This is a genomic window from Pseudomonas sp. B329 (assembly GCF_023127835.1).
Classification (GTDB): Bacteria; Pseudomonadota; Gammaproteobacteria; order Pseudomonadales; family Pseudomonadaceae; genus Aquipseudomonas; species Aquipseudomonas synxantha_A.
In genome coordinates this window covers 1-20,890 of record NZ_SPKP01000060.1, presented here as the reverse complement: position 1 = coordinate 20,890, position 20,890 = coordinate 1, and the positions used below count along the sequence as shown (strand labels likewise).

Here is a 20,890-nt window from a genome sequence, read left to right as displayed (position 1 = left end):
TCCCTGTCGAATTCCGGCCAGCGTGGTTTAACGGGGCGCCCAAGATCAAAAGCAAGATCAAGAGCGGCTCGCTTCGCATCGTGGTTACGGTCGGCAGCTAATAGGTTGTGTGGATGTCCGTGCCCATCGGGGGCAAGCCCCCTCCCACAGGGGACCGCCTACAGCCTGAGGATTTACCAGAACCGCTGCTGGGTCAAACGGCTCCACCAGGTCAGCAATACCCGGTCTACCGAACCGCTGGCCGCCAGGCCCACGCGCTCTTGCAGGCTTTTACGCTCGGCATAGTGCAGGTGGAACACTTCGGCAGTCTTGGCCTTGGTGGCCAGGTATTCATCGCTGGTCTGCAGCTCGTCGACCAACTGTTTGTCGAGGGCGGCCACACCCAACCACACTTCACCGGTCGCTACATCATCAATCGCCAATTGCGGGCGGTACCGCGAGACAAAGTTCTTGAACAACTGGTGGGTAATGTCCAGGTCTTCCTGGAACTTCTCCCGGCCCTTCTCGGTATTTTCGCCAAACACCGTGAGGGTGCGTTTGTATTCACCGGCGGTCAGCACTTCGAAGTCGATGTCGTGCTTTTTCAGCAGGCGGTTGACGTTGGGCAACTGCGCGACCACGCCGATGGAGCCGAGGATGGCGAACGGTGCGCTGATGATCTTCTCGCCGATGCACGCCATCATGTAGCCGCCGCTGGCCGCCACCTTGTCGATGCACACGGTCAACGGCACGCCGGCCTGGCGGATGCGCGCCAGTTGCGACGACGCCAGGCCATAGCTGTGCACCATGCCGCCGCCGCTTTCCAGGCGCAGCACCACTTCATCCTTGGGTGTGGCCAGGCTCAGCAGCGCGGTGATTTCATGGCGCAGGCTTTCGGTCGCCGACGCCTTGATGTCGCCATTGAAATCCAGCACGAACACCCGTGCCTTGGCCTGGGGCTTGTTCTTGTCTTTCTTCTTTTCGGCTTTGCTCTCGGACTTGCGCAGCGCCTTGAGCTGGTCTTTGTCGAGCAGGCTCGACTCCAGGCGCTCGCGCAGGCCCTTGTAGAAATCATTCAGCTTGCTGACCTGCAGTTGGCCGGCGGACTTGCGACGACCCTTGCTGCGCAGCGCTGCGAAGCTGATCAATACCACCAGAATAGCGACCACCAGGGTGACGGTCTTCGCCAGAAAGCTCGCGTATTCGGCCAGAAAATCCATATGTCTCCTTAAAAAATGCACTGCGCCAGGCGCGGATGGCCCCAGCATACCGACGCCACTGCGTTGGAGCCAGTGCTCAAACCGCCAGCAGGCGGGCTCCAATGGGCTTTTAAAACAAGCGTATGTTTTTTCATTGACAGCTCGCAGGCATCCTCATAACCTCGCCAGACTTTCAACGTACCGGGAAAACGGACGTGGGCAGCATCTATCTGATTCGACATGGCCAGGCCTCCTTCGGTGCAGACGACTATGACGTCCTGTCGCCCGTCGGCGTGGAACAGGCGCAAGTGCTCGGTCGCCATCTGGCAGACCTGGGCCTGGTGTTCGACCGCTGTATCGCCGGCGACCTGCGTCGCCAGCAACACACCGCCAGCGCCACGTTCGATCAATACCGCGCCCTCGGCCTGCCGGCCCCCATACTCGAAACCGACAGCGCCTTCAACGAGTTCGACGGCGAAGCCATCATCCGCGGCCTGCTGCCTGATTTACTCGGCAGCGAGCCCGATGCCGTGCATATCCTGCGCAATGGCCCGCAGAACCGCAGCGAGTTCCAGCGCATCTTCGCCCTGATCATCGAGCGCTGGCTGGCCGGCACCTATGACCCACCTGGGCTGGAAAGCTGGCTGGGGTTTGTCGAGCGGGTCCAGGGTGGCTTGCAACGCATCCTTGAGGCCGCCCGGAGCGCCGACAAAATCGCGGTGTTCACGTCCGGCGGCACCATCACCGCCCTGCTCCACCTGATTACCCGAATGCCTGCAGCCCAGGCGTTCGAAATGAACTGGCAAATTGTAAACACCTCGCTCAACCAGCTGAAATTCCGTGGTCGCGAGGTGGCACTGGCTTCCTTCAACAGTCATGCCCACCTGCAACTGTTGAAGGCGCCGCAGCTCATCACTTTCCGATGAACTGCGGCCAACCGTGACCCCAAGGTCACTGGACTCACCATAAAAGGATCGAAACCATGACTGACGTAGCCAAAGCTGTAGAAGCAATGAAAGCCAAATTCAACCCAAGCGCTGCCGAAGGCTTGGACCTGGTGTTCGGTTTCCGTATCGACGACACCAAGAATTTTTCGCTGGTGGTCAAGGACAAGACCTGCGAACTCCAGGAAGGTGAAAACCCTGACGCCCAGGTCACCCTGGTGATGGACAGCGAGACCCTGGAAGGCATCGTCGACGGTTCCACCGACGGCATGCAGGCGTTCATGGGCGGCAAGCTGCGCACCGAAGGCGACATGATGCTGGCGATGAAGTTGAGCGAACTGTTCCCTTCCTGATTCGGTAACCCGGGTCAAACAATCCCGTCTTTACAGGCGGGATTTTTTTGCCTGCACGCCTGGCCCCATCACCACCCGTCTCTCAGTATCCGCAACTCCAAATGCTGCAATAACATAATCGTTTTTCCATCCACAATATCCCCACTCTGCACCATCGCCAGCGCCTGCTCGAAGCCCAGCTCCAACACCTCGATATCCTCGCCCTCTTCTTCCAGGCCACCGCCCGCCCCCACTCGATCGCCTGGCTGATACTCACCGATAAAAAAGTGAATCCGTTCAGTCACCGATCCCGGGCTCATAAACGCTGCATAGATTTTCTCCACATGCCCCACGCGGTAGCCGGTCTCTTCTTCGGCTTCCAGGCGTATACGCTCTTCGGGGCTGGCGTTGTCGAGCAAGCCGGCCGCTGCTTCAATCAGGTAGCCGGAGTAATCGTTGACGAACGTCGGCATACGGAACTGGCGAATCAGCAGCACCGTGCGGCGCTCGCGGTTGTACAAAAGGATCGTTGCGCCGTTGCCCCGGTCGTAGACCTCACGCGTCTGGGCTTGCCAGCTGCCGTCGCGACGGCGCAGGTCGAAGCTGTATTTCTTCAACAGGTACCAGTTGTCCGAAAGGGTTTCTTCGCCAGTGATGCGCACGGGGCTATTGTTCATGGTCAAGCCTTGGTAGAGGGAGACAGATTCAGGTGACGGCCTGGGTATGCGGCTGTTTGATGCGCGACCATGCGGCAGCAACATCTTCAGCACTCCCCGCTTTTATACGGGCGAGATTGCGCGGGTAATCCACGCCGGGATTTTCGCTGAAACGCGTCGCGGTGAATTGACCGTTGCTGGCGCGCAGTATGTAGCCGGTATCCGTGCACTGCGACGAAGCAAGGAACAAGACCCCCGGCGTCACCCACTCCGGCTTGAGTTCGTCCGGCTCGTCGGTCACGCCCCACATGCGTGTCTTGGCCACCGGCGAGATCGCGTTGACGCGGATTCCGGCCTCGGCGCCTTCATGACTCAGCGCGTTCATGATGCCCAACTGTGCCATCTTGCCGGCGCTGTAAGCCACTAGCCCGGTTTGCTCGTATTGCGCATACATGGCGCGGTCGGAAGTGGTGAGGATGATGCGCGGCGCGCTAGAGCGCAGCAGGTGCGGCCAAGCGTGCTTGCACAGCCACAGCGGGGCGTAGAGATTGATGTCCATGGCGCGCTGAAGGAAGCTGGCGTCCAGTTCTGCGATGGGCTGGTAACCCACCCAACCGGCGTTGTGAATCAGGATGTCGAGCCGGCCGAACATTTCGAGGGCAAACGCGATCAGTTGCCGGCACCCCTCGTCCGTGGACAAGTCACCGCCATGGCCCACCACCGTCAGCCCTTCGTCACGCAGGGTGTCGGCGGCCTGTTGCACCACCGACGCATCGGTGCCTGCACCCATCTTGTCGGCACCAATATCGCTGATGACCACACGGGCGCCGGCCAGGGCCAACCCTCGTGCATAACTGAGCCCCAAGCCGCGTGCGCCGCCGGTGACGATCGCGGTTTTGCCGGTGAAATCCATGTACTTACCCTCCTGTTGGCCGTCTACCCTAACAATCGGCACCCGTGTTGTTCAATGCTGTAACACTTTCATCCGTCACGACCGTCGTATTAATACCTGCGCTCGCGGACCTTCTGGTAAAACCCGTGTTTCGCCTTTGTCCTGGAGCCTTCATGCCATCCTCTTTTCCAAAGTGACCCGCTGTAAAAGCGGAACCAATAGCGGCCGTTACCACAGGAATGGACATGTACTCGGTCTGATCCAGCCTCGTGGTCGGCCCTGAGGCCGCCATCGGGAGCAAGCTCCCTCCCACAAGATCAGTGTTGCTTTTAGGCCGTCACGAGAACAACCTGGCTCCCGCAATCGAGCTCAGCGCTGCGTCGGAATGCGAATATCACCGCTACGGCATTGGCTTTTTACACTGCGCGGGCATCCGGTGAATGCCAGTTCCTTGGTCAGGCACACGCGCACCTCCGACAGCACCTTGCCCTTGCAGATCACTGCCAAGCCGTGATTGCCCATGCGCGGGTTACTCTCGCGAAACAAGTCCTCAATCTCACGCGCCTGTAGCGACGCGGGTGTATTGAACGGCTGCAGTTGCGGCGGGATGACTACCGCGCCGAGTGCCGTGTCGGTCTTGTCCAGATACTCCAGCGGTTCGAGCCCGCTGCAGGTGCCATGCTTGGCCCACTCGTGCTTGAGCAGCGCACGGGTTGGAAACATTGCCGCCCCCTTGTCCATTTCCTCGTCATTCAAGCGTGACTGTGGCGCACAGGAGGCCGGCCACCCTCCCCGCGCGTATTGCGGCCACAAGCCGTGTAACACAAACCCATAGCCCTTGCCCGTGCACTGTTCATTGCCTGGGTGCGTCAGGCAGAAGGTCGGTGACCACGACAACGACAGCACATAAAAGTCAAACTCCCCCGGCAGCCCTTGGTCACGCGGCGCCGCAGTTGCAACTGTGGCGATCAGGAGCCACAACACCATCCAGTATTTCATCCCGGTATTCCTTTAAAAAATGAAGTCTTACGCTATCGCGGCAGCTAGGGATGATTGGAGTAACGTTGCAACACCTTGTCCAGGATGATATCGGTCTTCAACGCCTCGATCGCCAGCGACGGATGTTCGGCGTCCCCGCGAATATGCGCATTCATGCCCAGTACGTGGTGCCACTGGATATGTGCATGGCACGGCACTTCCAACACCTCGCTGGTTTCGCCTTCCAGGCGCAACGGCTGGTCCTCGAACACTGAAAACTGAATGCGGCCACGGCTGCCGATCAATTCGACACGGTCTTCGCGACGGTCCGCCACGAAGTTCCAGCAGCCCATGCCCAAGGCACCATTGGCGAAGGTCCAGCAGGCCGTCACGGCATCCTCTGCCGCGTAGCGCCCGGCCTGACGCGCGGAAAAGCCTGAGACCTCGACAATATCCCCGGCCAGGTACTGGAACAGGTCGAACCCGTGGCTGGCCAGGTCGGCGAAATAGCCGCCACCGGCAATGGCCGGATCGGTGCGCCAATTGGCGGCGTTGCTATCAGTTGCAGCGGCAGGCTTGCACAGGGTCCAGGTCAGGTGCCGCAACTCACCGATACGCCCTTCCTGCAGCCAGCTGCGCACTTGCTGAAAGCGCGGCAACGAGCGCCGATAGTAGGAAACAAACAGGTGCAGCCCGGCGCGCTCGAAGGTGCGTTGCATCAATGCGCTCTGCTCGGCATTCAGCGACATGGGTTTTTCGACGCAGCAATGTTTGCCCGCCGCCGCCACCATCAGGCTGTATTCAAGGTGACTGTCGGGCGGTGTGGCGATGTAGACCGCATCCACCTCAGGGTCATTGATCAGTGCCTGGGCATCGGTATGAAAGCGCGCGATACCGTGCCGCGCCGCATAATCGCGCACCGCCTCGATACGCCGCCCCATCACGGCCACCAATGCCGAACCTGGCGCTTTGTAGAAAGCGGGTCCACTCTTTAACTCAGTGACACTGCCACAGCCGATCATGCCCCAGCGTATGGTCTTCATCGAATGCCCTCGTTCGTCTTCGTCAATCGGGCAGTATCCACATACAGAACCCGGCACGCCATAACCACTTAGCATGACATTTGCATTACACTTTTGTGACATTCATCCGGCGCGGGGGCACATACGATGAAAATTAGGGCAACCGTCATTTGCGAACATGAAGGGCATATTCTCTTTGTGCGCAAGGCCAGATCAAAGTGGGCCTTGCCGGGCGGCAAGGTAGAACGCGACGAACGCCCGGTGGGCGCCGCCGAACGCGAGCTGGAAGAAGAAACCGGATTAAGCGTCGATGGCTTGCTGTACTTGCAAGAGCTGAAGGCCCGCGACACGCTGCACCACGTGTTCGAGGCCTCGGTGGTGAATATCGAGGAGGCGCGGCCGTGCAACGAAATCGTTGCCTGCCAGTGGTACGCCTACAGCGCCCTGGACGAACTGGACACCACCGACGCCACCCGTCACATCGTCAAATCCTTCCTGCGGCGCCTCTGACGCCGCGCACAACCACTAACCTACCGCCGCAAACCCACGGCGCCCGGCCTTGATCTCGGCACGCAACTCACCAATCAGGTTTGAGATGGAACGGATGCTGTTTAGGCCTTCAGGGGATACGCACGTCAACAGAAGATCGACGCGACCGGACTGCGGCTCATAGATGCTGATGCGCAGCGAGCCATCGCTGTTCAAGGTGCAGTCGCAGCAAAGAGGCTGGAACCCCGAGGCCATGATGCGGTTGAATTCGACGATCGAGATCATGACAAGCGCCCTTGTACGGGCCTACCTGATGGTTGTGATCCAAACAGCGTAGATGAGGTTTTGCCGCAGGCCGGACGATTGATGCAAAAGTGTTAGCCATGCCTCATTTCGCCCGGCAACGAGCGCGTTTCGAATGACAGGTCGTATCGCTGCCGTTATTGCCCGTACTTAATTCCAGGCAAAAAAAATCCCAAGTAGCTGATGGAAACCTGGGATTTAAAAATGCATAAACCGTGGGAGGTGAACGCCCGGCTATAGTAGCGACTGTAAAAACGTGTAACAAGATTATTTTAATCCTTTCGTCGGATTGAAAGCGCCGTAAGTCATTCAATAACCACATGTTTTTTATGGTAACGGGAACAGTTAGTGCCACTTTTTGGTGCAAGTAACGGTTATACCCGTGCCATAAGTCCATTTATAAAAAAGGGTTCTTGATTAGGTACGGCACACTGTTCAATCACTGTTCACTCAATTGCTTGCACGTCTGTTGAAGTTCAGCGCGCCTGGCAGCGCTCACCTCCACGACGGTCTCCATGTGCCGACAAAGCGCCAGGCGCTCAGCGGCCTCTTCACGCTGGCGGTCCACCTGGGCGTTGAGTTGAACGAAATAGAACCCCAGTAGCGCCGCGAGGCACAGCACCCCCACGGCGAGATACAGCAAGCCGTTGGAGGATGGGGGTTTTTGGGCACTCATGACCTTAGGGTGCCCTGCTCTTATCGTAGCGAACATCGTCGCCATCAACTGGGCCGACGCTGGACCAGCCCAGGCGTTGATAGAAACCGTTGGCACGGATTTCATCACGCCCGTCAGTGATCAGGTACAGCCTGTTGTGGCGTTCAAACAAAGCGGCTTCAGCCACTGCCATCAGTTGCCGTCCCAGGCCCAGGTTCTCGTGTGTGGGCAACACGAACATCGCGAACACTTCACCTTCATCCAGATCAACCATGGAAAATCCGGCGGCCTGGCCGTTGACTTCGGCGACCCAGGCGCAAGGCGCTTGGCGTATCGCGTCGACCAGTACCGGCGGCGTGATCCCCCGTTCGGCCATCTGCTCAAGGCTCAGATGGTTTTGCACCACCGAGGTGCGAATAGCGCACAGCGTATCGACATCATCGGCTGTCGCCGCTCGAATAAGCACTCGCATACAAGCCTCCATGAAGAAGTGCGCAATTGTATGCAAATACTCACACAGGGTTTGTGGGGGATTTGTAAGCGTCGTTAAACGGCTTCGGCTTATTTACGTGCGACTTTGTAGCGCAGGCAATCCTGGTAAAAACTTTTGCGGATCGCCTCCGGCTTCAGTCTTGAGTGGCTGTCATAGGTTTGCTCGGTAATCCCCATGGCCATCATGCGCATCCAGGATTTGTTGAACTTGATGGTCTGGATCTTCTGCCGAGCGGCATACAGCGACACTCCGGACAACTTCAACTCCTGAGCCCTGGCAGCTGTGCCCGCGCCCCAACTGCACATGTACTTGTCACCCTCACGCAACTCCCGAGCCTGTACGGTGGTCGCGCCCCCCGCCAGGGAGCAGGCAATCAGCATCATTCCAACAGTGCGCATTTGCATCCCCGCCTAACCACCTGAAAATAAAAGTGATTTTGGCGAGGATTTTGTTACAAAGGGGCCATTAAATTGCCTTATTGCGCAATATTTCGGGAACGCTGCGCACCGTGGCGAGGGTGCAAGCGCCTTCGCCACAGCAAGTTCACATCAAGGCTTGAGTTCGAATAGCGCCGGCATCGGCGGCCACTCCGAGGGGACTTTGCGGAAATGGCTGAAACCGGCCGCCTGCGCCATCTGGCGCGCACGTTTCTCACCCATGAACGCACCCAGCCCTTCCCCGCCATGGGACAGCGAGCAAGTCATGCAATAGAGGGTGCTCTGCGGGTACATGACGCGGCCGAACAGGTTCATGTTCTCGTGCAGCTCTTCGGACAGGTTGAGTTCTACCATCAGGTAGGTGCCGTCTTTGGCCGTGGCGGCGCGCAGATCCTTGAGCATTTGCTGGGGGTCAGTGGCGTCGTGGATCACCACGAAAGTGGTCACGAAGTCGAACTGCTGGCCGCGCAGGGCATCCGAGTCGTTGACCTCGAACTGCACCCGGTCGCCCACCCCAGCCGCCTCGGCGTTGGCGCGGGCCAACTCGATGGAAGGCAAGTGGAAGTCGCAGCCGACGATGCACGCCTCGGGGTAAGCCTTGGCCATAGTGATCGCCGCCAGGCCCGCGCCGCAGCCGAAATCCAGCACACTGCCGCCGGTTTTGAGCTTCTCTTCGACACCGTCCAGGGACGGGATCCAGTGCTGGACCAGGTAGTGCTTGTACCAAGGCATGGTCATGCGCTCCATGCCTTTCCAGGTTTCCAGCGGGAACGCTTCTTCGGCGCAGCCACCGCCATGGCGGAAGGCTTCGATGACTTTGGGCGCCATGCTTACGAACGGCACGCTCAACTGGATGATGCCACCGGCGAAATACGGCGAGTCTTCATCGGCGAGTACCGGCACAAATTCAGCGGGCATCCGGTAGCGGCGAGTTTGAGCGTCATAGGTCACATAATTTCCGGTGACCATACTGCCCAGCCATTCACGCAAGTAGCGGGCGTTGTAGCCGGTCTTGTGCGCCAATTGTTCCAAGGTGACGGCCTCGCCGTCGGCCAGTGCCTTGAACAAGCCCAACTGGTCGCCGATGTAGAGCATGGCGCCGCGCAGCGTGTTGCCGTAGTCCTCCATGATGCGCGCCGAAAACTGTTGAACCTTGGCTTGATCAACTTCCATAAGTTTGGACATCTGTCGCTCCTTGATGATTGTGTAAGTCTGTTCAGTGATCAACGCGCCGCCAGTTTGGACAGCACGTTATCGACGATGTGTTCGGACATGCCCAGGTGAGTTCTCGGCTCGAACAGTCGCGCCAAAGCGCCTGCATTCATGACGGCAAGCACCCGGGCGTCGGCTTCGATTGCGGCGCGGATCGACACGTGATCACGCTGGCTGGCCTGGGACACTTCAAAGATGATCTGGTAGGCGCTGCTCTTGCCCAACTTGCGCGCCATTTCGAACACCACGGCTTCGGTGCAGATCGCATCGCCGTAGGCATGGGCAGTGCCCTCCATCCTTTTGACGTTAACGGTGAGCCCATCGATGGTGTCGGTCAGGATCGACAGCGCCATCAGCGCATAGTGAGAAACGTCCGCCACCGCACACCATTCCAGGCGTGTGCCGCGATAATCGCGCTCGTGTTCGAGGATCATCGCGTCCAGGGCCAGCATGACCTGGGCCTTGGCCAGCCGCGCCAACACCACCACTTGCTCGCAGCCTTCGGGGTTGCGTTTGTGCGGCATGGTGCTGCTGCCGATCTGCTGGTCGCTCCAGCCCACTTCCACTTCAGCGATTTCCCAGCGATTGAGCGTGCGGATCTCATCGGCCACACGGGCCAAGGAGGCCGTGACCATGGCCAGGGTGCTGACAAACTCCGCGACGCGGTCACGGGACACGTGCCACCCCGTCAGCGGCACTTGCAGCGACAGGCGCTGCGCGAAGCGTTCCAGCATCGGTATCGCTTCCGGGCCGAACGCCGCCATGGTGCCAACCCCGCCGAACAGCTGCACTACCAGCACACGCTGACGCGCTTCGGCCAGGCGCTGGCGATGCCGCAACAGTTCATCGATCCAGCCGGCGACCTTCAGCCCGAAGGTGGTCGGCAATGCCGGGATCGAGTGAGTCCTGGCCACCATGAGCGAGTCACGGTGCGCATCGGCCAGGGTCGACAACTTGCCGAGCAAGGTCTCCAGGGCCTGGTCCATCGCGTCGAGGACGTCGCGCATTTCCAGGGACTGGGCGGTGTCCTGGATATCCTGGGTGGTGGCGCCGTAGTGAACGTACTCGCGGGCGCTTGGGCTGCAATTTTTTTGCAGGGCGCTCAGCAACGGCATCAGCGAATGGCCGGTGGCTGCCACGCCGTCGGCCAACTGGCGCACATTGATGCCCGACAGCAAGGCGGCTTTTTCGATTTCCAGGGCGGCCTCGCGCGGGATGATATTCACATCGGCCTGAGCCATGGCCAACGCGGCTTCCACATCCAGCCAGCGTTGCAAGCGACAGTGACTGCAGAAGATCTTGCGGCTCTGCGGGCCGGCATAGCCTGAACCGTGGGTTTTCGAGTCGAGAATGTGGCTGTGTTCATGGCGGCATTGCTCGCCTTCATGATCAAGGCCCAGGTGTTCGGTGCGTGCGGTGCAAGACGCACGGGCTACCGTTTCCAACGTTTGCGCATCCATTACATACCCTCCATCGCATACTGGGACTGACTGGTATTACCTTGGGTTGCCATCACCGCTTCAAGGTCATCGCTTGAACAGCGGGGGATTGTTTTATTGGCCACCTGCTCGACCATCTCCGCCGCCAACCCGGTGTAGGCGGCCGGGTCAAGCAGGTCGTCGAGCGCCTGGCGGGTGAAACAGCCGTGCAGACGTTGATCGCTGAGCAAGGCTTCACGAAAAGAACCACCCGAACCTTGGGCTTGCAGGGCGATGTCGTGGATCAAGTGATGGGCCGTCTGCTTGCCCAAACGCGGCGCCAGCGCGAGCATGATGCGTTCCGACAGGATCAGCCCGCCGAGCATATCCAGGTTGCTGCGCATCCGTGCTTCGCGCACGTCCAGACCGGCCAGCAGTACGCCTTCCATACGGGCGAGCAAGGCCCCGGCATAGATGAACAGCTCCGGCAAGGCAGCCCACTCAATCCGCCAGGTGGTGCCGTCTCGTTCATGCAGCTGGAATGCCGCGTCGGTGAGCGCAAGCATCTGCGCACGCACCAGGCGCGACAGCGCGCTGATCAAATCCACCGTCGACGGGTTTTGCTTGTGGGGCATGGTGCTGCTCCCCACCTGCCCTGCCCGTCGCCCTTCGCGCACCTCATCAATCTCGGTGCGTTGCAGGTGGTAGATCTCATTGGCAACCCGACCCAGGGTTGCCGATGCCTGCACCAGCAACCACGCCGCCTCCAGAATGCGGTCGCGGGCGCTGTGCCAACTGCTCAACGGTGCCGCCAGGCCGAGGCTTTCCAGAGTCCGGCGCTGCACCTCCAGGCCCTGCGGGCCAAGACCGGCCAGGGTGCCCACGGCGCCGGTGAGATTACCCACCATGACCCGGGCATAGGCTTCGTCAAAACGCTCAAGGTGTCGATCGATCTCATCGACCCACACTGCCACCTTGTAGCCGAACGTGGTGGGCAGCGCTTGTTGCCCGTGGGTCCTGGCGACCATCGCCGTGTGTTTGTGTCGCAGCGCAAGCTTGAGCAAATGCCCACGGATAGCGCGCAAACGCTGCAACACCAGGCCCCAGGCATCGCGGACCTGCAACATAAGGCCGGTGTCGAGGATGTCCTGGGTGGTCACGCCGTAGTGCACGTATTCACCCAGGCCATCGGCGCACAGGGCCTCCAGTGCGCGAAGGGTCGGCACCAGGATATGCCCGGTTTCCATGCTTTGGCGTCCCAGGGCATCAAGGTCCAGCAGTTCCACACTGGCGACCCGGGCGATTTCCCGCGCGGCCTCAGGGGGGATGATGCCCATCTGCGCCTGGGTCGCCGCCAGTGCTGTTTCAACATCGAGCCACTTCTGCACCTGATTGGCATCAGAGAAGATCGCGGCAAATTCCGGGGACGAGTAAGCGCCCCCGTGGATACGGGATTCAGTTATATGACTTGGCATGTCGGGGTACTCGCGTTGTCCAGGGAGGGCTATTTCACGCGCTGCATTTCTTCCCAGACCGCATCGTAATAAGCCCGCTCCAGCCGGAAGTGCTCGGCCAGCGACGTCAGAAACGCGTTCTGGAACCCGAGGTCCGGAATACGACGTGAAATCAGCGCCCATTCACGCTTGGCCCGTGGCGGCACCAGGCTGATATGCACTTCGTAGTACTGCGCGTCGTCCTGGCTCAAGCCCGCGTTACGCAAAGCGTTGTACAGCTTGCCGTGATTGCCGGGCACCACCAGCTCGGTGATATAGAACACCGCCAGGCCCCAGCCGACATCGGGGTTACGGAAACACCGCGCGCGGTTGTTCAGGTAGGCGATTTCTTCGGGCATGGTCGAGATGGCTTCGAAATCGGCGGTCAGGCCAATGGCGGCGAGGAGCTTGGCCAACAACCGAGGGTGGGAGCGCTGCTCGTCCTCTTCACCCAACTCGCCGTACAGATAACGGCCGAGTGCGGCGGCCTCGTCGACGTCGGTCAGGTTGACCAACAGGTCGGCGGCATCACGGTACAGGCGGTAGGTGCGGAACCATTGATGGCGCAGAAATACCTGCAGTTGTTCGCGGGAAGCCTTGCCCTCAAACACATACTGCGACATCGGGTGATGCTCTCGCGATTGCGCGGCAATTTGTTCTTCCAGGCGTTGCTGGAAGCCGGTTTCGCACAAGGGCGATGCCAGATCCACCGACGGCATGAAGCGCTCTTGCACGCGATAGATGGCATTGGCCAGCCAGCGACGGGTCGAGGCGCTGGCAACGTCATCGCTGAGCGAAAGGATATACAGCAATTGCTGGCACTGCGCCGCGTTTGCGGCGTCGCCCTGCAAGCCCGACTCGCACAGGCCGCTCAGCATATTGGCGGCAATTTCGATGCGATTGAACGTTGCCTCGGGCTTCAGCGCTTCGGCCAACAAGCGGGCTTCGGCGGTGTGGATATTCTGCAACTGCGGCTGCGAGAAATTACGTGGGCTCATCATGTGCTCCATTATTGTTGTTCTGCGATCACAGGGCTCAGGCAGACAGGCGCTGTGCCTGCATCTGCTGCCACAAACTGTCGAAGTAGGCCTTGTTGATTTCGAAGTGACGTTTCAACGCGCGCATGAACGTGCGCTGGAAGCCTTCATCGCCGGCGAACTTGGCAATCAGTGCCCACATCTCCTCGGTATCGATCTCATCCTGGGTGCCATGCAGGCGATGGAATTCACTGGGTTGCTGTGGAACATCCAGGCGTTGCAACAGCTCGTAGATGCGCCGATGGTTGACGCAACTGACTGACTCCACCGCATAGAGCAGTGCAAGGCCCCAGGCGACATCGGTGTGGCGCACGCAGCGAATGCGATTATTGAGGTAGGCCTTTTCCAACGGATGCAGCGCAGGAAAATCAATCGCCAGCGCAATATCGAAATACTCCATCAGATGGGCCAGCATCGCCGGGTGCGAACGCTCCGGCATCTCGGCACCCGCTTCACCGTAAAGGTTGCGGTAGAACACCGAGGCGTCTTCGATCGCTTCAAAGCGAAAGGCCAGTTCGGCCAGCAGGCTGTAAAAGTTGTAGGAGCGGGTCCAGTGATGCTCCAGGAAGAACCGCACATCTTGCACAGGCGGCGTACCCTGGAACAGGTGCACCGACATGGGGTGGTTGACCCGGCTGCGAGCGGCGATTTCAGCGTCGACCAGCTGTCGGAACTCATCCACCGGCAACGCGGTGAAGCCCGGCAGGTCAACGGCGAACTCATCTTCGGCGCGGTAGACCTCACTGGCCATCCAACGGCGGGTCGGCTCAGTGCGTGGATCGCCCGGAATGTGCAGTTGCAGCAGGGCTGCCTGGTAGTGGGCGTAGGCATCGGCATCCCCCGACAAGCCTTGCCGGGTCAGCGCGAGCAGTGCTTCCAGCGCGCGGGTGACCTGGGCGTAGTGGGCGCCGGGTTCCAGGGCACTGGCCATCAGTGTCGAGGCCGTGGTGAACAGGTCGGAATCCGAGCGTTGTAACAGGGCAGCAGTATCCATTGATAACCCCTCGATTCTTGTTTTTGTGATTTGGCGTACTCGAAGAAAAGGCTAAAGGTTCCTCTAGTGGCAAGGTCAATACCTGTAGGAAATTTCTTTTCCCAATGGACATTTACCTGGCGTGTGGAGAGCAAAATGTGGGAGGGGGCTTGCTCCCGATGGCAGTGGGTCAGTGCCAGATGTACTGACTGACCCGCCGCCATCGGGAGCAAGCCCCCTCCCACATTTGCACTGCCGTGCTGTGTTTTTGCTCGGCTGTGGCTAACGCAGCGCCGCAGCCCCACTGCAAGCCTGCCCCGCCTGTTCACAAATCTGCCAGCCACCGCCCAGCGCCTTGTAGATCCCCACCACCGCCAAGCGCTGCTGGGTGCGCGCCGCCGTTAACGCACGGCGACTGGTGAAGTCGGCACGTTCGGCCTCAAGCACATCCAGATACATGCCCTCGCCTTCGGCAAATCGCGTGCGCGCTAACCTGGCCGCCTCGCGATTGGCCGCCGCCTCCAGCAGCCGCAGGCCCAAGGTGCTGCCCGCGGCACTGTTGGCCTGGAACGCATCGTCGATTTCCTGCAGGGCACGCAATACGGTCTGGTCATAGGCGATCAAGGCCGCTTGTGTACGCGCCTCGCTGGCGGCGATCCGTGCGCGTACACGCCCGGTGTCCAGCAGCGACCAGCGAATCACCGGGGCGATAACGTTCGACTGCATGCCTGCATCACCCAGGGAGCCGAGGCTTCCGGCCAGTAGTCCGATGGAGCCCTGCACCTGGATATCCGGATACAGGCCGGCGGTTTCCACGCCTATTTGCGCAGTCTCAGCCGCCAGGGTGCGTTCGGCCGCAGCGATATCGGCGCGCCGGGCCAACAAGCCGGCCGGGTCGCCGACTTGCAGGGTACGCAGGTTCAAGGCCTCACGGCCGGGCTTGGCCGCAGGCGGATTGAACCCCTGCGGCGCTTGCCCCAGTAGCACGGCCAGCGCGTTGGTGGAGGCGGCGCGTCGCCGTTCAAGGTCGGGCGCTACCGCCTCGACATTGCGCAGCAAGGCCTCGGCGCGCAGCCGGTCGAACTCGGTGGCGGCGCCGACGCTGACCAGATGTTCCACCAGGCCCAGGCTGTCGCGCTGGCTCTGGCTGATATCCGCGACCACCGCCTGTTCAGCTTCGATCCCTTGCAGTTCGAACCAGGTGGCCGCGACGGTGGCGGCGACGCTCGCCTGTACACTGCGCAGCAATGCCTGGCGCGACCCCGCCTGCGCTTGCGCTGCCTCTACCGAGCGGCGGACGCGCCCAAACAGGTCGATTTCCCAGGCCGCATCCAGCGCCGCGCGGGTGGTTTCGATTGAGCGTTCCTGGCCCAGCGGCGTCTCGACTTCACTGCGCCGTCGGTGCTCATAACCGAGGGCGGCACCGCCACTGGGCAGAAACCCTTGGCGGCTCTCGCGCAGCATCGCCTTGGCTTCATCCAGGCGTACGGCGGCGATGCCGATGTCGTGGTTGGCCGCCAGCGCCTGCTGAATCAATTGGCTGAGTGCCGGCTCGTCGAACACTTGCCACCACTGCACCTCGACCTCACCGCTGCCCAGACCTGCAACGGGCGCACCGAAGCTTGCCGGCCTGTGCGGGGCGTGCAGCACCGGCGCGGAATAGTCAGGCCCTACCGCAGCGCAGCCGGCCACCAGCAGCAACGGCAACATAAAGAGTGGAAAAGACCGTTTCATGATGCGCGCTCCTCCAGCTGCAACTTCGGACTCGAACCCTGACGCTGCAAGCGCAGCGCCAGGCTGCGCATCACCACGTAGAACACCGGCGTGAGGAACAGGCCGAACAGCGTCACGCCCAACATCCCGGCAAACACTGCAACCCCCATGGCATGACGCATTTCGGCCCCGGCGCCACTGGCCAATACCAGCGGTACCACGCCGGCGATGAATGCAAGCGACGTCATCAGGATCGGCCGCAAGCGCAGTTGGCACGCGTGGACAACCGCCTCCAACGGGCTCGCACCTTCGGCTTCGAGGCTGCGGGCAAACTCGACGATCAGAATGGCGTTCTTCGCCGCAAGCCCCACCAGCACCACCAACCCGATCTGCACGAACACGTTGTTGTCACCGTCCACCAGCCACACGCCGATGATCGCGCTGAGCAAGCACATGGGCACGATCAGCAAGACCGCCAGAGGCAACAGCCAACTGTTGTACTGCGCGGCGAGGATCAGGTACGCCAGCAACACACACAGCGGGAAAATAAACAGCGCCGATGACCCGGCGAGTTTTTGCTGGTAGGTCAAATCCGTCCATTCATAGGTCACGCCTTCGGGCAGTACCTCCTGCGCCAGCCGCTCCATCAGCGCAACAGCTTGCCCCGAGCTGACCCCAGGCATCGCCCCACCGGAGATATCCGCCGAAGGGTAGCCGTTGTAGTGAATCACCCGGTCCGGGCCGGAACCCGGTGTGACGGTGACAAACGCCGACAACGGCAACATGTTCCCGGCCGCATTGCGCACTTGCAGGCGGCCGATGGCTTCGGCCTGCATACGATGGTCGGCATCAGCCTGGGCGGTCACCTTGTAGGTCCGGCCGAAACGGTTGAAGTCGTTGACATACAGCGACCCGAGATAGACCTGCAAAGACTCGAACACATCCGCCAGACGCACGCCCTGGCTCTTGACCTGGGTGCGATCGATGTCGACGTTCAACTGCGGTGCGTTGACGTCCAGGCTGGTCATCAATCCGGCGACCTGGCCCGACTCAGTGGCTTTGGTCATCAATACCTGGGTCTGCTGCACCAATGCCTCAAGCCCAACCCCGCCACGGTCCTCGACCTGTAACTTAAAGCCACCGGTCACCCCAAGGCCGGGCACCGGCGGCGGCGGGAATACGCCGAGGAATCCGTCAGGGATGCTCGCGAACTTGGCTTGCAGGCGCCCGGCGATGGCGACCGCAGTCATATCGGGCGAGGTTCGTTCCTTGAATGGATCGAGCATGACGAACATCACCGCAGCATTCGGCACATTGACGAAGCCGTTGACCGATAACCCCGGGAACGCCACGACGCTTTCGACACCCGGTTCATCCAGGGCGATCTTCGACATCTGCCGCACCACCGCATCGGTACGGTCCAGCGAGGCCGAATTGGGCAATTGGGCGATACCCACCAGATAGTACTTGTCTTGCATCGGCACAAAGCCCGCCGGTACAGCGTTGAAGCCGAACCAGGTCAGCGCCAGTAATGCGCTGTAGGCGACCAGCGCCACCCCGCGGCGGCCGACGACCTTGCGCACCGAGTTGCCATACGCCTGCGGCGCCCGCTGGAACGGTCGGCTCAGCACCTGCACCCAATGCGCAGCACGACCGCGCAGGCTGCGCGGGTCGTGCGCCACGGCGGCGCTGCGCGGGCGCAGCAACAGGCCGGCCAGCGCCGGACTCAGGGTCAACGAGTTGACCGCCGAGAGGATCGTGGAAATCGCGATGGTCAGCGCAAATTGCCGGTAGAACTCACCCTGCAGACCACTGAGAAACGCTGTGGGAATAAACACCGCCGCCAGCACCGAGGTAATGGCGATGATCGGGCCGGTGACCTCCCCCATTGCCTTGCGCGCTGCCTCGGTGGGCTCCTCGCCGTTCTCGATATGCCGCTCGACGTTCTCGACCACCACGATGGCATCGTCGACCACGATGCCGATCGACAACACCAGCCCGAACAACGACAAGGTATTGAGGGAAAACCCCATCAGATGCATGACCGCGAAGGTGCCAATGATCGACACCGGCACAGCCATCAACGGGATCAGCGATGCGCGCCAGTTACGCAGGAACACCACCACCACGATGACCACCAGCAGGATCGCTTCCATCAGCGTGATGGCGACTGACTCCAGCGAAGCGCGCACAAACACGGTCGGGTCGTAGGCTATCCGCGACACCAGCCCTTCGGGGAAGTTGGCCTGCAGGCGCTGCATGGTGTCACGCACCGCCTGCGCTACATCGAGCGCATTGGCCCCTGGGCTCTGGATGATCTGCAAAGCCACGGCCGGCTCGCCATCCAACAGGCTGCGCAGCGCATAGGCATCGGCGCCCATCTCGATACGGGCCACATCGCGCAGGCGCGTGACCTGGCCGTTATCGCCGGTGCGGATGATGATGTCGCCGAACTGCGCTTCGTCCGTCAGGCGCCCGAGAGTGTTGACCGTGACTTGGAAAGCCGCATTGGAATCAGGTGACTGGCCGACCGAGCCGGCTGCCACTTGCACGTTCTGCTCGCGTACGGCGCCGATCACATCACCGGCGGTCAAGCCACGGGCAGCGATCAGGTCCGGGTCGAGCCACAGCCTCATGCTGTATTCACCGGCGCCCCACACCAGCACGTCGTTGATCCCCGGTATGCGCGACAGCTCATCGCGCACCTGCAAGTAGGCGTAGTTGGAGATGTACAGCGGGTCATAACGTTGGTCGGGAGACAGCAGGTGGACCACCATGAGGATGTCCGGCGAGGTCTTCTGCGTGACCACACCGAGACGCTGCACCTCTTCGGGCAAACGCGGCAACGCACGCGAGACGCGGTTTTGCACCTGGATCTGCGCCATGTCGGCATTGGTGCCCTGGGCGAAGGTCGCCGTCAGGATCATGCGGCCATCGGTGGCCGACTGCGAGGTCATGTAGAGCATGCCCTCAACGCCGGTGATCACCTGTTCCAGTGGCGCCGCCACCGTCTCGGCAATCACTTGCGGGTTGGCCCCAGGATAATTCGCGGTGACTTGCACAGTGGGTGGCGTGACCGCGGGGTATTCGCTCAGCGGCAGGTGGAAGAAGGCGACAAGGCCGCCGATCATCATCAACACCGACAGGACGATGGCGAAGATGGGCCGATCAATAAAGAACCGTGGAAAGCTCATTGCACGCCTCCCACAGTCAGCGGTGCCTCAAGCGGCTTGCCCTCGATGCTGGCGGCCAGCGGCGTCACCGTCATGCCCGGGCGCACCAGCCCTTTGACGACAATGCGCTCGCCCGGTTGCAGGCCCTGTTCAATCACCCGCAGGCCGTCAGCCATCGGGCCCAATTCGACCGGGCGGTATTGGGTCTTGTCGCCGTCACCGACCACCAGCACATAGCGCCGGCCCTGGTCGGTGCCGATGGAATGGTCGGCAATCAACACCCGCGTTTGTGCCGCGCCGGTGTCCAGCTTGACCTTGGCGAACAGCCCGGGGGTCAGGCGCCCGTCCGGGTTTTCGACCACCGCACGCACGCGCACGGTGCCGGTCTTGCGGTCGGCTGCGTTGGCCAGAAAGTCCACCCGCCCGGCCCGCGCATAGGTCGCATCATTGAGCATCGCCACCATTACCTTGGCAGCTTTGTCCCCCTTCGATCCGGCGTGTTCACGGGTCGCTGCCAACGAGTGCAGATAGGTGCGCTCGTCGACATCGAAGTACACATGCAACGGATCGACCGAAACGATCGTCGTCAACGGCGTCTCCCCTCGGGTGACATAGTTGCCTTCGGTGACGAGGGCACGATCGATGCGGCCGCTGATGGGCGCGGTGACGCGTGTGTAGCTCAGGTCCAGCTGTGCCGTATCCAATGCCGCCTTCGCCGCCTCGACCTGGGCCCTGCCGGCATTCAAGGAGGCAATGGCGGTGTCGAGGCGATCACGCGCCACCACCTTCTTGGCGAACAGTTGCTCGGCTCGGCCATGCTCGGCCTGGGCCAGCAACGCATTGGCCTCGGCCTCGCGCAAACGCGCCTTGGCAGCGTTCAACGCGGCCTGAAATCCCCGCGGGTCAATCACAAACAACGGGCTGCCCTTGGTGACGAACTGGCCTTCGGGCACGCTGACACTTTGCAGATAACCACTGACACGCGGGCGCAGCTCGACCTGCTCAATGGCGGTCAACGAACCGGTGTACTCGACAAACGGCGTCACCGCTCGCGCCACCACTTCGGCCACCGGCACGCTGGGCGGCTTGGCGGCAGCGGCCGGCGGCGCGTTGTCTGTGCATCCGCCCAGCGTCAACACCACGGCCATTGCCCCGGTGATCAGGCTTATTGGTTTGGCGTACATCGTTCACCCTCCTTGGAATTTTCAAGACACATCGACACTGGAGGTTTTTATCGGGCTTGCCACATTGGGAAGGTCAAGCGCTATAAAACCGGGAGGGTGTGTTTTTGTCTGGAGGGTGTTTTGAGTGGGGATTGGGTGCGCAGGTCAAGCGCGCTTTATAGCAGCCGACGGTAACCACGATGCGAAGCGAGCCGCTCTTGATCTTGATCTGCTTTTGATCTTGATCTTAAGCGCCCCGTCAAACCACGCTGGCCGTAATTCGACAGGGATTTGGGGGGTAAACCGGCAGGGATGCCGGTTTAGCCGCC

20 protein-coding genes are annotated in these 20,890 nt (G+C 61.0%); 3 read left to right on the top strand and 17 right to left on the bottom strand.

What is annotated here, in order from left to right:
* Positions 1-173 precede the first annotated feature (173 nt).
* Positions 174-1,199, bottom strand: coding sequence for a protease SohB (gene sohB / locus E4P00_RS26805; protein WP_032876106.1), 1,026 nt, complete (start codon positions 1,197-1,199; stop codon positions 174-176).
* Between the two features lie 194 nt (positions 1,200-1,393).
* Between sohB and E4P00_RS26800 the strand changes: the two genes are divergently transcribed.
* Together E4P00_RS26800 and E4P00_RS26795 are read left to right on the top strand one after the other, a co-directional pair.
* Positions 1,394-2,104, top strand: coding sequence for a histidine phosphatase family protein (locus E4P00_RS26800; protein ID WP_032876109.1), 711 nt, complete (start codon positions 1,394-1,396; stop codon positions 2,102-2,104).
* A 56-nt stretch (positions 2,105-2,160) separates the two neighbouring features.
* Positions 2,161-2,475 carry an SCP2 sterol-binding domain-containing protein gene (locus E4P00_RS26795; RefSeq protein ID WP_005788868.1) on the top strand — a complete coding sequence of 105 codons (315 nt, stop codon included), beginning with the start codon at positions 2,161-2,163 and terminating at the stop codon, positions 2,473-2,475.
* Positions 2,476-2,543: 68 nt separating this feature from the next.
* Here the strand turns inward: E4P00_RS26795 and E4P00_RS26790 are convergent, their stop codons facing one another.
* The 4 genes from E4P00_RS26790 to E4P00_RS26775 form a co-directional block, all read right to left on the bottom strand.
* Positions 2,544-3,131, bottom strand: coding sequence for an NUDIX domain-containing protein (locus E4P00_RS26790; RefSeq protein ID WP_005788870.1), 588 nt, complete (start codon positions 3,129-3,131; stop codon positions 2,544-2,546).
* A 28-nt stretch (positions 3,132-3,159) separates the two neighbouring features.
* Positions 3,160-4,023: an SDR family oxidoreductase gene (locus tag E4P00_RS26785; RefSeq protein WP_248133355.1), complete on the bottom strand. Its 864-nt coding sequence runs from the start codon at positions 4,021-4,023 to the stop codon at positions 3,160-3,162.
* A gap of 348 nt (positions 4,024-4,371) precedes the next feature.
* Positions 4,372-5,001, bottom strand: coding sequence for a ribonuclease T2 (locus E4P00_RS26780; protein ID WP_032876116.1), 630 nt, complete (start codon positions 4,999-5,001; stop codon positions 4,372-4,374).
* Between the two features lie 44 nt (positions 5,002-5,045).
* On the bottom strand, positions 5,046-6,023 hold the full coding sequence (locus E4P00_RS26775) for a Gfo/Idh/MocA family oxidoreductase (protein ID WP_032876119.1): 978 nt from the start codon (positions 6,021-6,023) through the stop codon (positions 5,046-5,048).
* A gap of 126 nt (positions 6,024-6,149) precedes the next feature.
* Here E4P00_RS26775 and E4P00_RS26770 point away from each other — a divergent pair, with 126 nt between their 5' ends.
* Entirely contained in the window at positions 6,150-6,512 is a 363-nt protein-coding gene (locus tag E4P00_RS26770) for an NUDIX domain-containing protein (RefSeq protein ID WP_032876122.1), read from the top strand.
* A gap of 15 nt (positions 6,513-6,527) precedes the next feature.
* Here the strand turns inward: E4P00_RS26770 and E4P00_RS26765 are convergent, their stop codons facing one another.
* From E4P00_RS26765 to E4P00_RS26710, 12 genes are all read right to left on the bottom strand, one after another.
* On the bottom strand, positions 6,528-6,776 hold the full coding sequence (locus E4P00_RS26765; RefSeq protein ID WP_032876124.1) for a DUF1652 domain-containing protein: 249 nt from the start codon (positions 6,774-6,776) through the stop codon (positions 6,528-6,530).
* A gap of 457 nt (positions 6,777-7,233) precedes the next feature.
* Positions 7,234-7,470: a hypothetical protein gene (locus tag E4P00_RS26760; protein WP_078821158.1), complete on the bottom strand. Its 237-nt coding sequence runs from the start codon at positions 7,468-7,470 to the stop codon at positions 7,234-7,236.
* Between the two features lie 4 nt (positions 7,471-7,474).
* On the bottom strand, positions 7,475-7,921 hold the full coding sequence (locus E4P00_RS26755) for a GNAT family N-acetyltransferase (RefSeq protein WP_248133354.1): 447 nt from the start codon (positions 7,919-7,921) through the stop codon (positions 7,475-7,477).
* A gap of 89 nt (positions 7,922-8,010) precedes the next feature.
* Entirely contained in the window at positions 8,011-8,340 is a 330-nt protein-coding gene (locus tag E4P00_RS26750) for a hypothetical protein (protein ID WP_032803867.1), read from the bottom strand.
* Between the two features lie 150 nt (positions 8,341-8,490).
* Positions 8,491-9,564 (bottom strand): class I SAM-dependent methyltransferase, encoded by a 1,074-nt coding sequence (locus E4P00_RS26745; protein ID WP_248133353.1) that lies wholly within the window; start codon positions 9,562-9,564, stop codon positions 8,491-8,493.
* 38 nt (positions 9,565-9,602) lie between these two features.
* The gene (locus E4P00_RS26740; protein WP_248133352.1) at positions 9,603-11,051 is read right to left on the bottom strand and encodes an adenylosuccinate lyase family protein; all 1,449 of its coding nucleotides are present in this window, start codon (positions 11,049-11,051) and stop codon (positions 9,603-9,605) included.
* Positions 11,051-12,484, bottom strand: coding sequence for an adenylosuccinate lyase (purB, locus tag E4P00_RS26735; protein WP_032876137.1), 1,434 nt, complete (start codon positions 12,482-12,484; stop codon positions 11,051-11,053). The genes E4P00_RS26740 and purB overlap by 1 nt, the downstream gene beginning before the upstream one ends.
* Positions 12,485-12,513: 29 nt before the next feature.
* A complete protein-coding gene (locus E4P00_RS26730; RefSeq protein ID WP_248133351.1) occupies positions 12,514-13,500 on the bottom strand; it encodes an HOASN domain-containing protein in 987 nt (328 codons plus the stop codon).
* 37 nt (positions 13,501-13,537) lie between these two features.
* Positions 13,538-14,533: an HOASN domain-containing protein gene (locus tag E4P00_RS26725; RefSeq protein ID WP_248133350.1), complete on the bottom strand. Its 996-nt coding sequence runs from the start codon at positions 14,531-14,533 to the stop codon at positions 13,538-13,540.
* A 261-nt stretch (positions 14,534-14,794) separates the two neighbouring features.
* The gene (locus tag E4P00_RS26720; RefSeq protein ID WP_248133349.1) at positions 14,795-16,246 is read right to left on the bottom strand and encodes an efflux transporter outer membrane subunit; all 1,452 of its coding nucleotides are present in this window, start codon (positions 16,244-16,246) and stop codon (positions 14,795-14,797) included.
* Positions 16,243-19,419, bottom strand: a complete 3,177-nt coding sequence (locus tag E4P00_RS26715) for an efflux RND transporter permease subunit (RefSeq protein WP_032876146.1) — start codon at positions 19,417-19,419, stop codon at positions 16,243-16,245. The genes E4P00_RS26720 and E4P00_RS26715 overlap by 4 nt, the downstream gene beginning before the upstream one ends.
* Positions 19,416-20,582 (bottom strand): efflux RND transporter periplasmic adaptor subunit, encoded by a 1,167-nt coding sequence (locus E4P00_RS26710; RefSeq protein ID WP_078821153.1) that lies wholly within the window; start codon positions 20,580-20,582, stop codon positions 19,416-19,418. Before E4P00_RS26710 ends, E4P00_RS26715 begins: the two co-directional genes overlap by 4 nt.
* Positions 20,583-20,890: the final 308 nt, after the last annotated feature.

What these genes read in the sequence shown, in the direction of transcription:
- sohB (WP_032876106.1), bottom strand. Translation starts at nt 1,199, where the DNA reads ATGGATTTTCTGGCCGAATACGCGAGCTTTCTGGCGAAGACCGTCACC.
- E4P00_RS26795 (WP_005788868.1), top strand. Translation starts at nt 2,161, where the DNA reads ATGACTGACGTAGCCAAAGCTGTAGAAGCAATGAAAGCCAAATTCAAC.
- E4P00_RS26790 (WP_005788870.1), bottom strand. Translation starts at nt 3,131, where the DNA reads ATGAACAATAGCCCCGTGCGCATCACTGGCGAAGAAACCCTTTCGGAC.
- E4P00_RS26785 (WP_248133355.1), bottom strand. Translation starts at nt 4,023, where the DNA reads ATGGATTTCACCGGCAAAACCGCGATCGTCACCGGCGGCGCACGCGGC.
- E4P00_RS26780 (WP_032876116.1), bottom strand. Translation starts at nt 5,001, where the DNA reads ATGAAATACTGGATGGTGTTGTGGCTCCTGATCGCCACAGTTGCAACT.
- E4P00_RS26775 (WP_032876119.1), bottom strand. Translation starts at nt 6,023, where the DNA reads ATGAAGACCATACGCTGGGGCATGATCGGCTGTGGCAGTGTCACTGAG.
- E4P00_RS26770 (WP_032876122.1), top strand. Translation starts at nt 6,150, where the DNA reads ATGAAAATTAGGGCAACCGTCATTTGCGAACATGAAGGGCATATTCTC.
- E4P00_RS26765 (WP_032876124.1), bottom strand. Translation starts at nt 6,776, where the DNA reads ATGATCTCGATCGTCGAATTCAACCGCATCATGGCCTCGGGGTTCCAG.
- E4P00_RS26760 (WP_078821158.1), bottom strand. Translation starts at nt 7,470, where the DNA reads ATGAGTGCCCAAAAACCCCCATCCTCCAACGGCTTGCTGTATCTCGCC.
- E4P00_RS26755 (WP_248133354.1), bottom strand. Translation starts at nt 7,921, where the DNA reads ATGCGAGTGCTTATTCGAGCGGCGACAGCCGATGATGTCGATACGCTG.
- E4P00_RS26750 (WP_032803867.1), bottom strand. Translation starts at nt 8,340, where the DNA reads ATGCGCACTGTTGGAATGATGCTGATTGCCTGCTCCCTGGCGGGGGGC.
- E4P00_RS26745 (WP_248133353.1), bottom strand. Translation starts at nt 9,564, where the DNA reads ATGTCCAAACTTATGGAAGTTGATCAAGCCAAGGTTCAACAGTTTTCG.
- E4P00_RS26740 (WP_248133352.1), bottom strand. Translation starts at nt 11,051, where the DNA reads ATGGATGCGCAAACGTTGGAAACGGTAGCCCGTGCGTCTTGCACCGCA.
- purB (WP_032876137.1), bottom strand. Translation starts at nt 12,484, where the DNA reads ATGCCAAGTCATATAACTGAATCCCGTATCCACGGGGGCGCTTACTCG.
- E4P00_RS26730 (WP_248133351.1), bottom strand. Translation starts at nt 13,500, where the DNA reads ATGAGCCCACGTAATTTCTCGCAGCCGCAGTTGCAGAATATCCACACC.
- E4P00_RS26725 (WP_248133350.1), bottom strand. Translation starts at nt 14,533, where the DNA reads ATGGATACTGCTGCCCTGTTACAACGCTCGGATTCCGACCTGTTCACC.
- E4P00_RS26720 (WP_248133349.1), bottom strand. Translation starts at nt 16,246, where the DNA reads ATGAAACGGTCTTTTCCACTCTTTATGTTGCCGTTGCTGCTGGTGGCC.
- E4P00_RS26715 (WP_032876146.1), bottom strand. Translation starts at nt 19,419, where the DNA reads ATGAGCTTTCCACGGTTCTTTATTGATCGGCCCATCTTCGCCATCGTC.
- E4P00_RS26710 (WP_078821153.1), bottom strand. Translation starts at nt 20,582, where the DNA reads ATGTACGCCAAACCAATAAGCCTGATCACCGGGGCAATGGCCGTGGTG.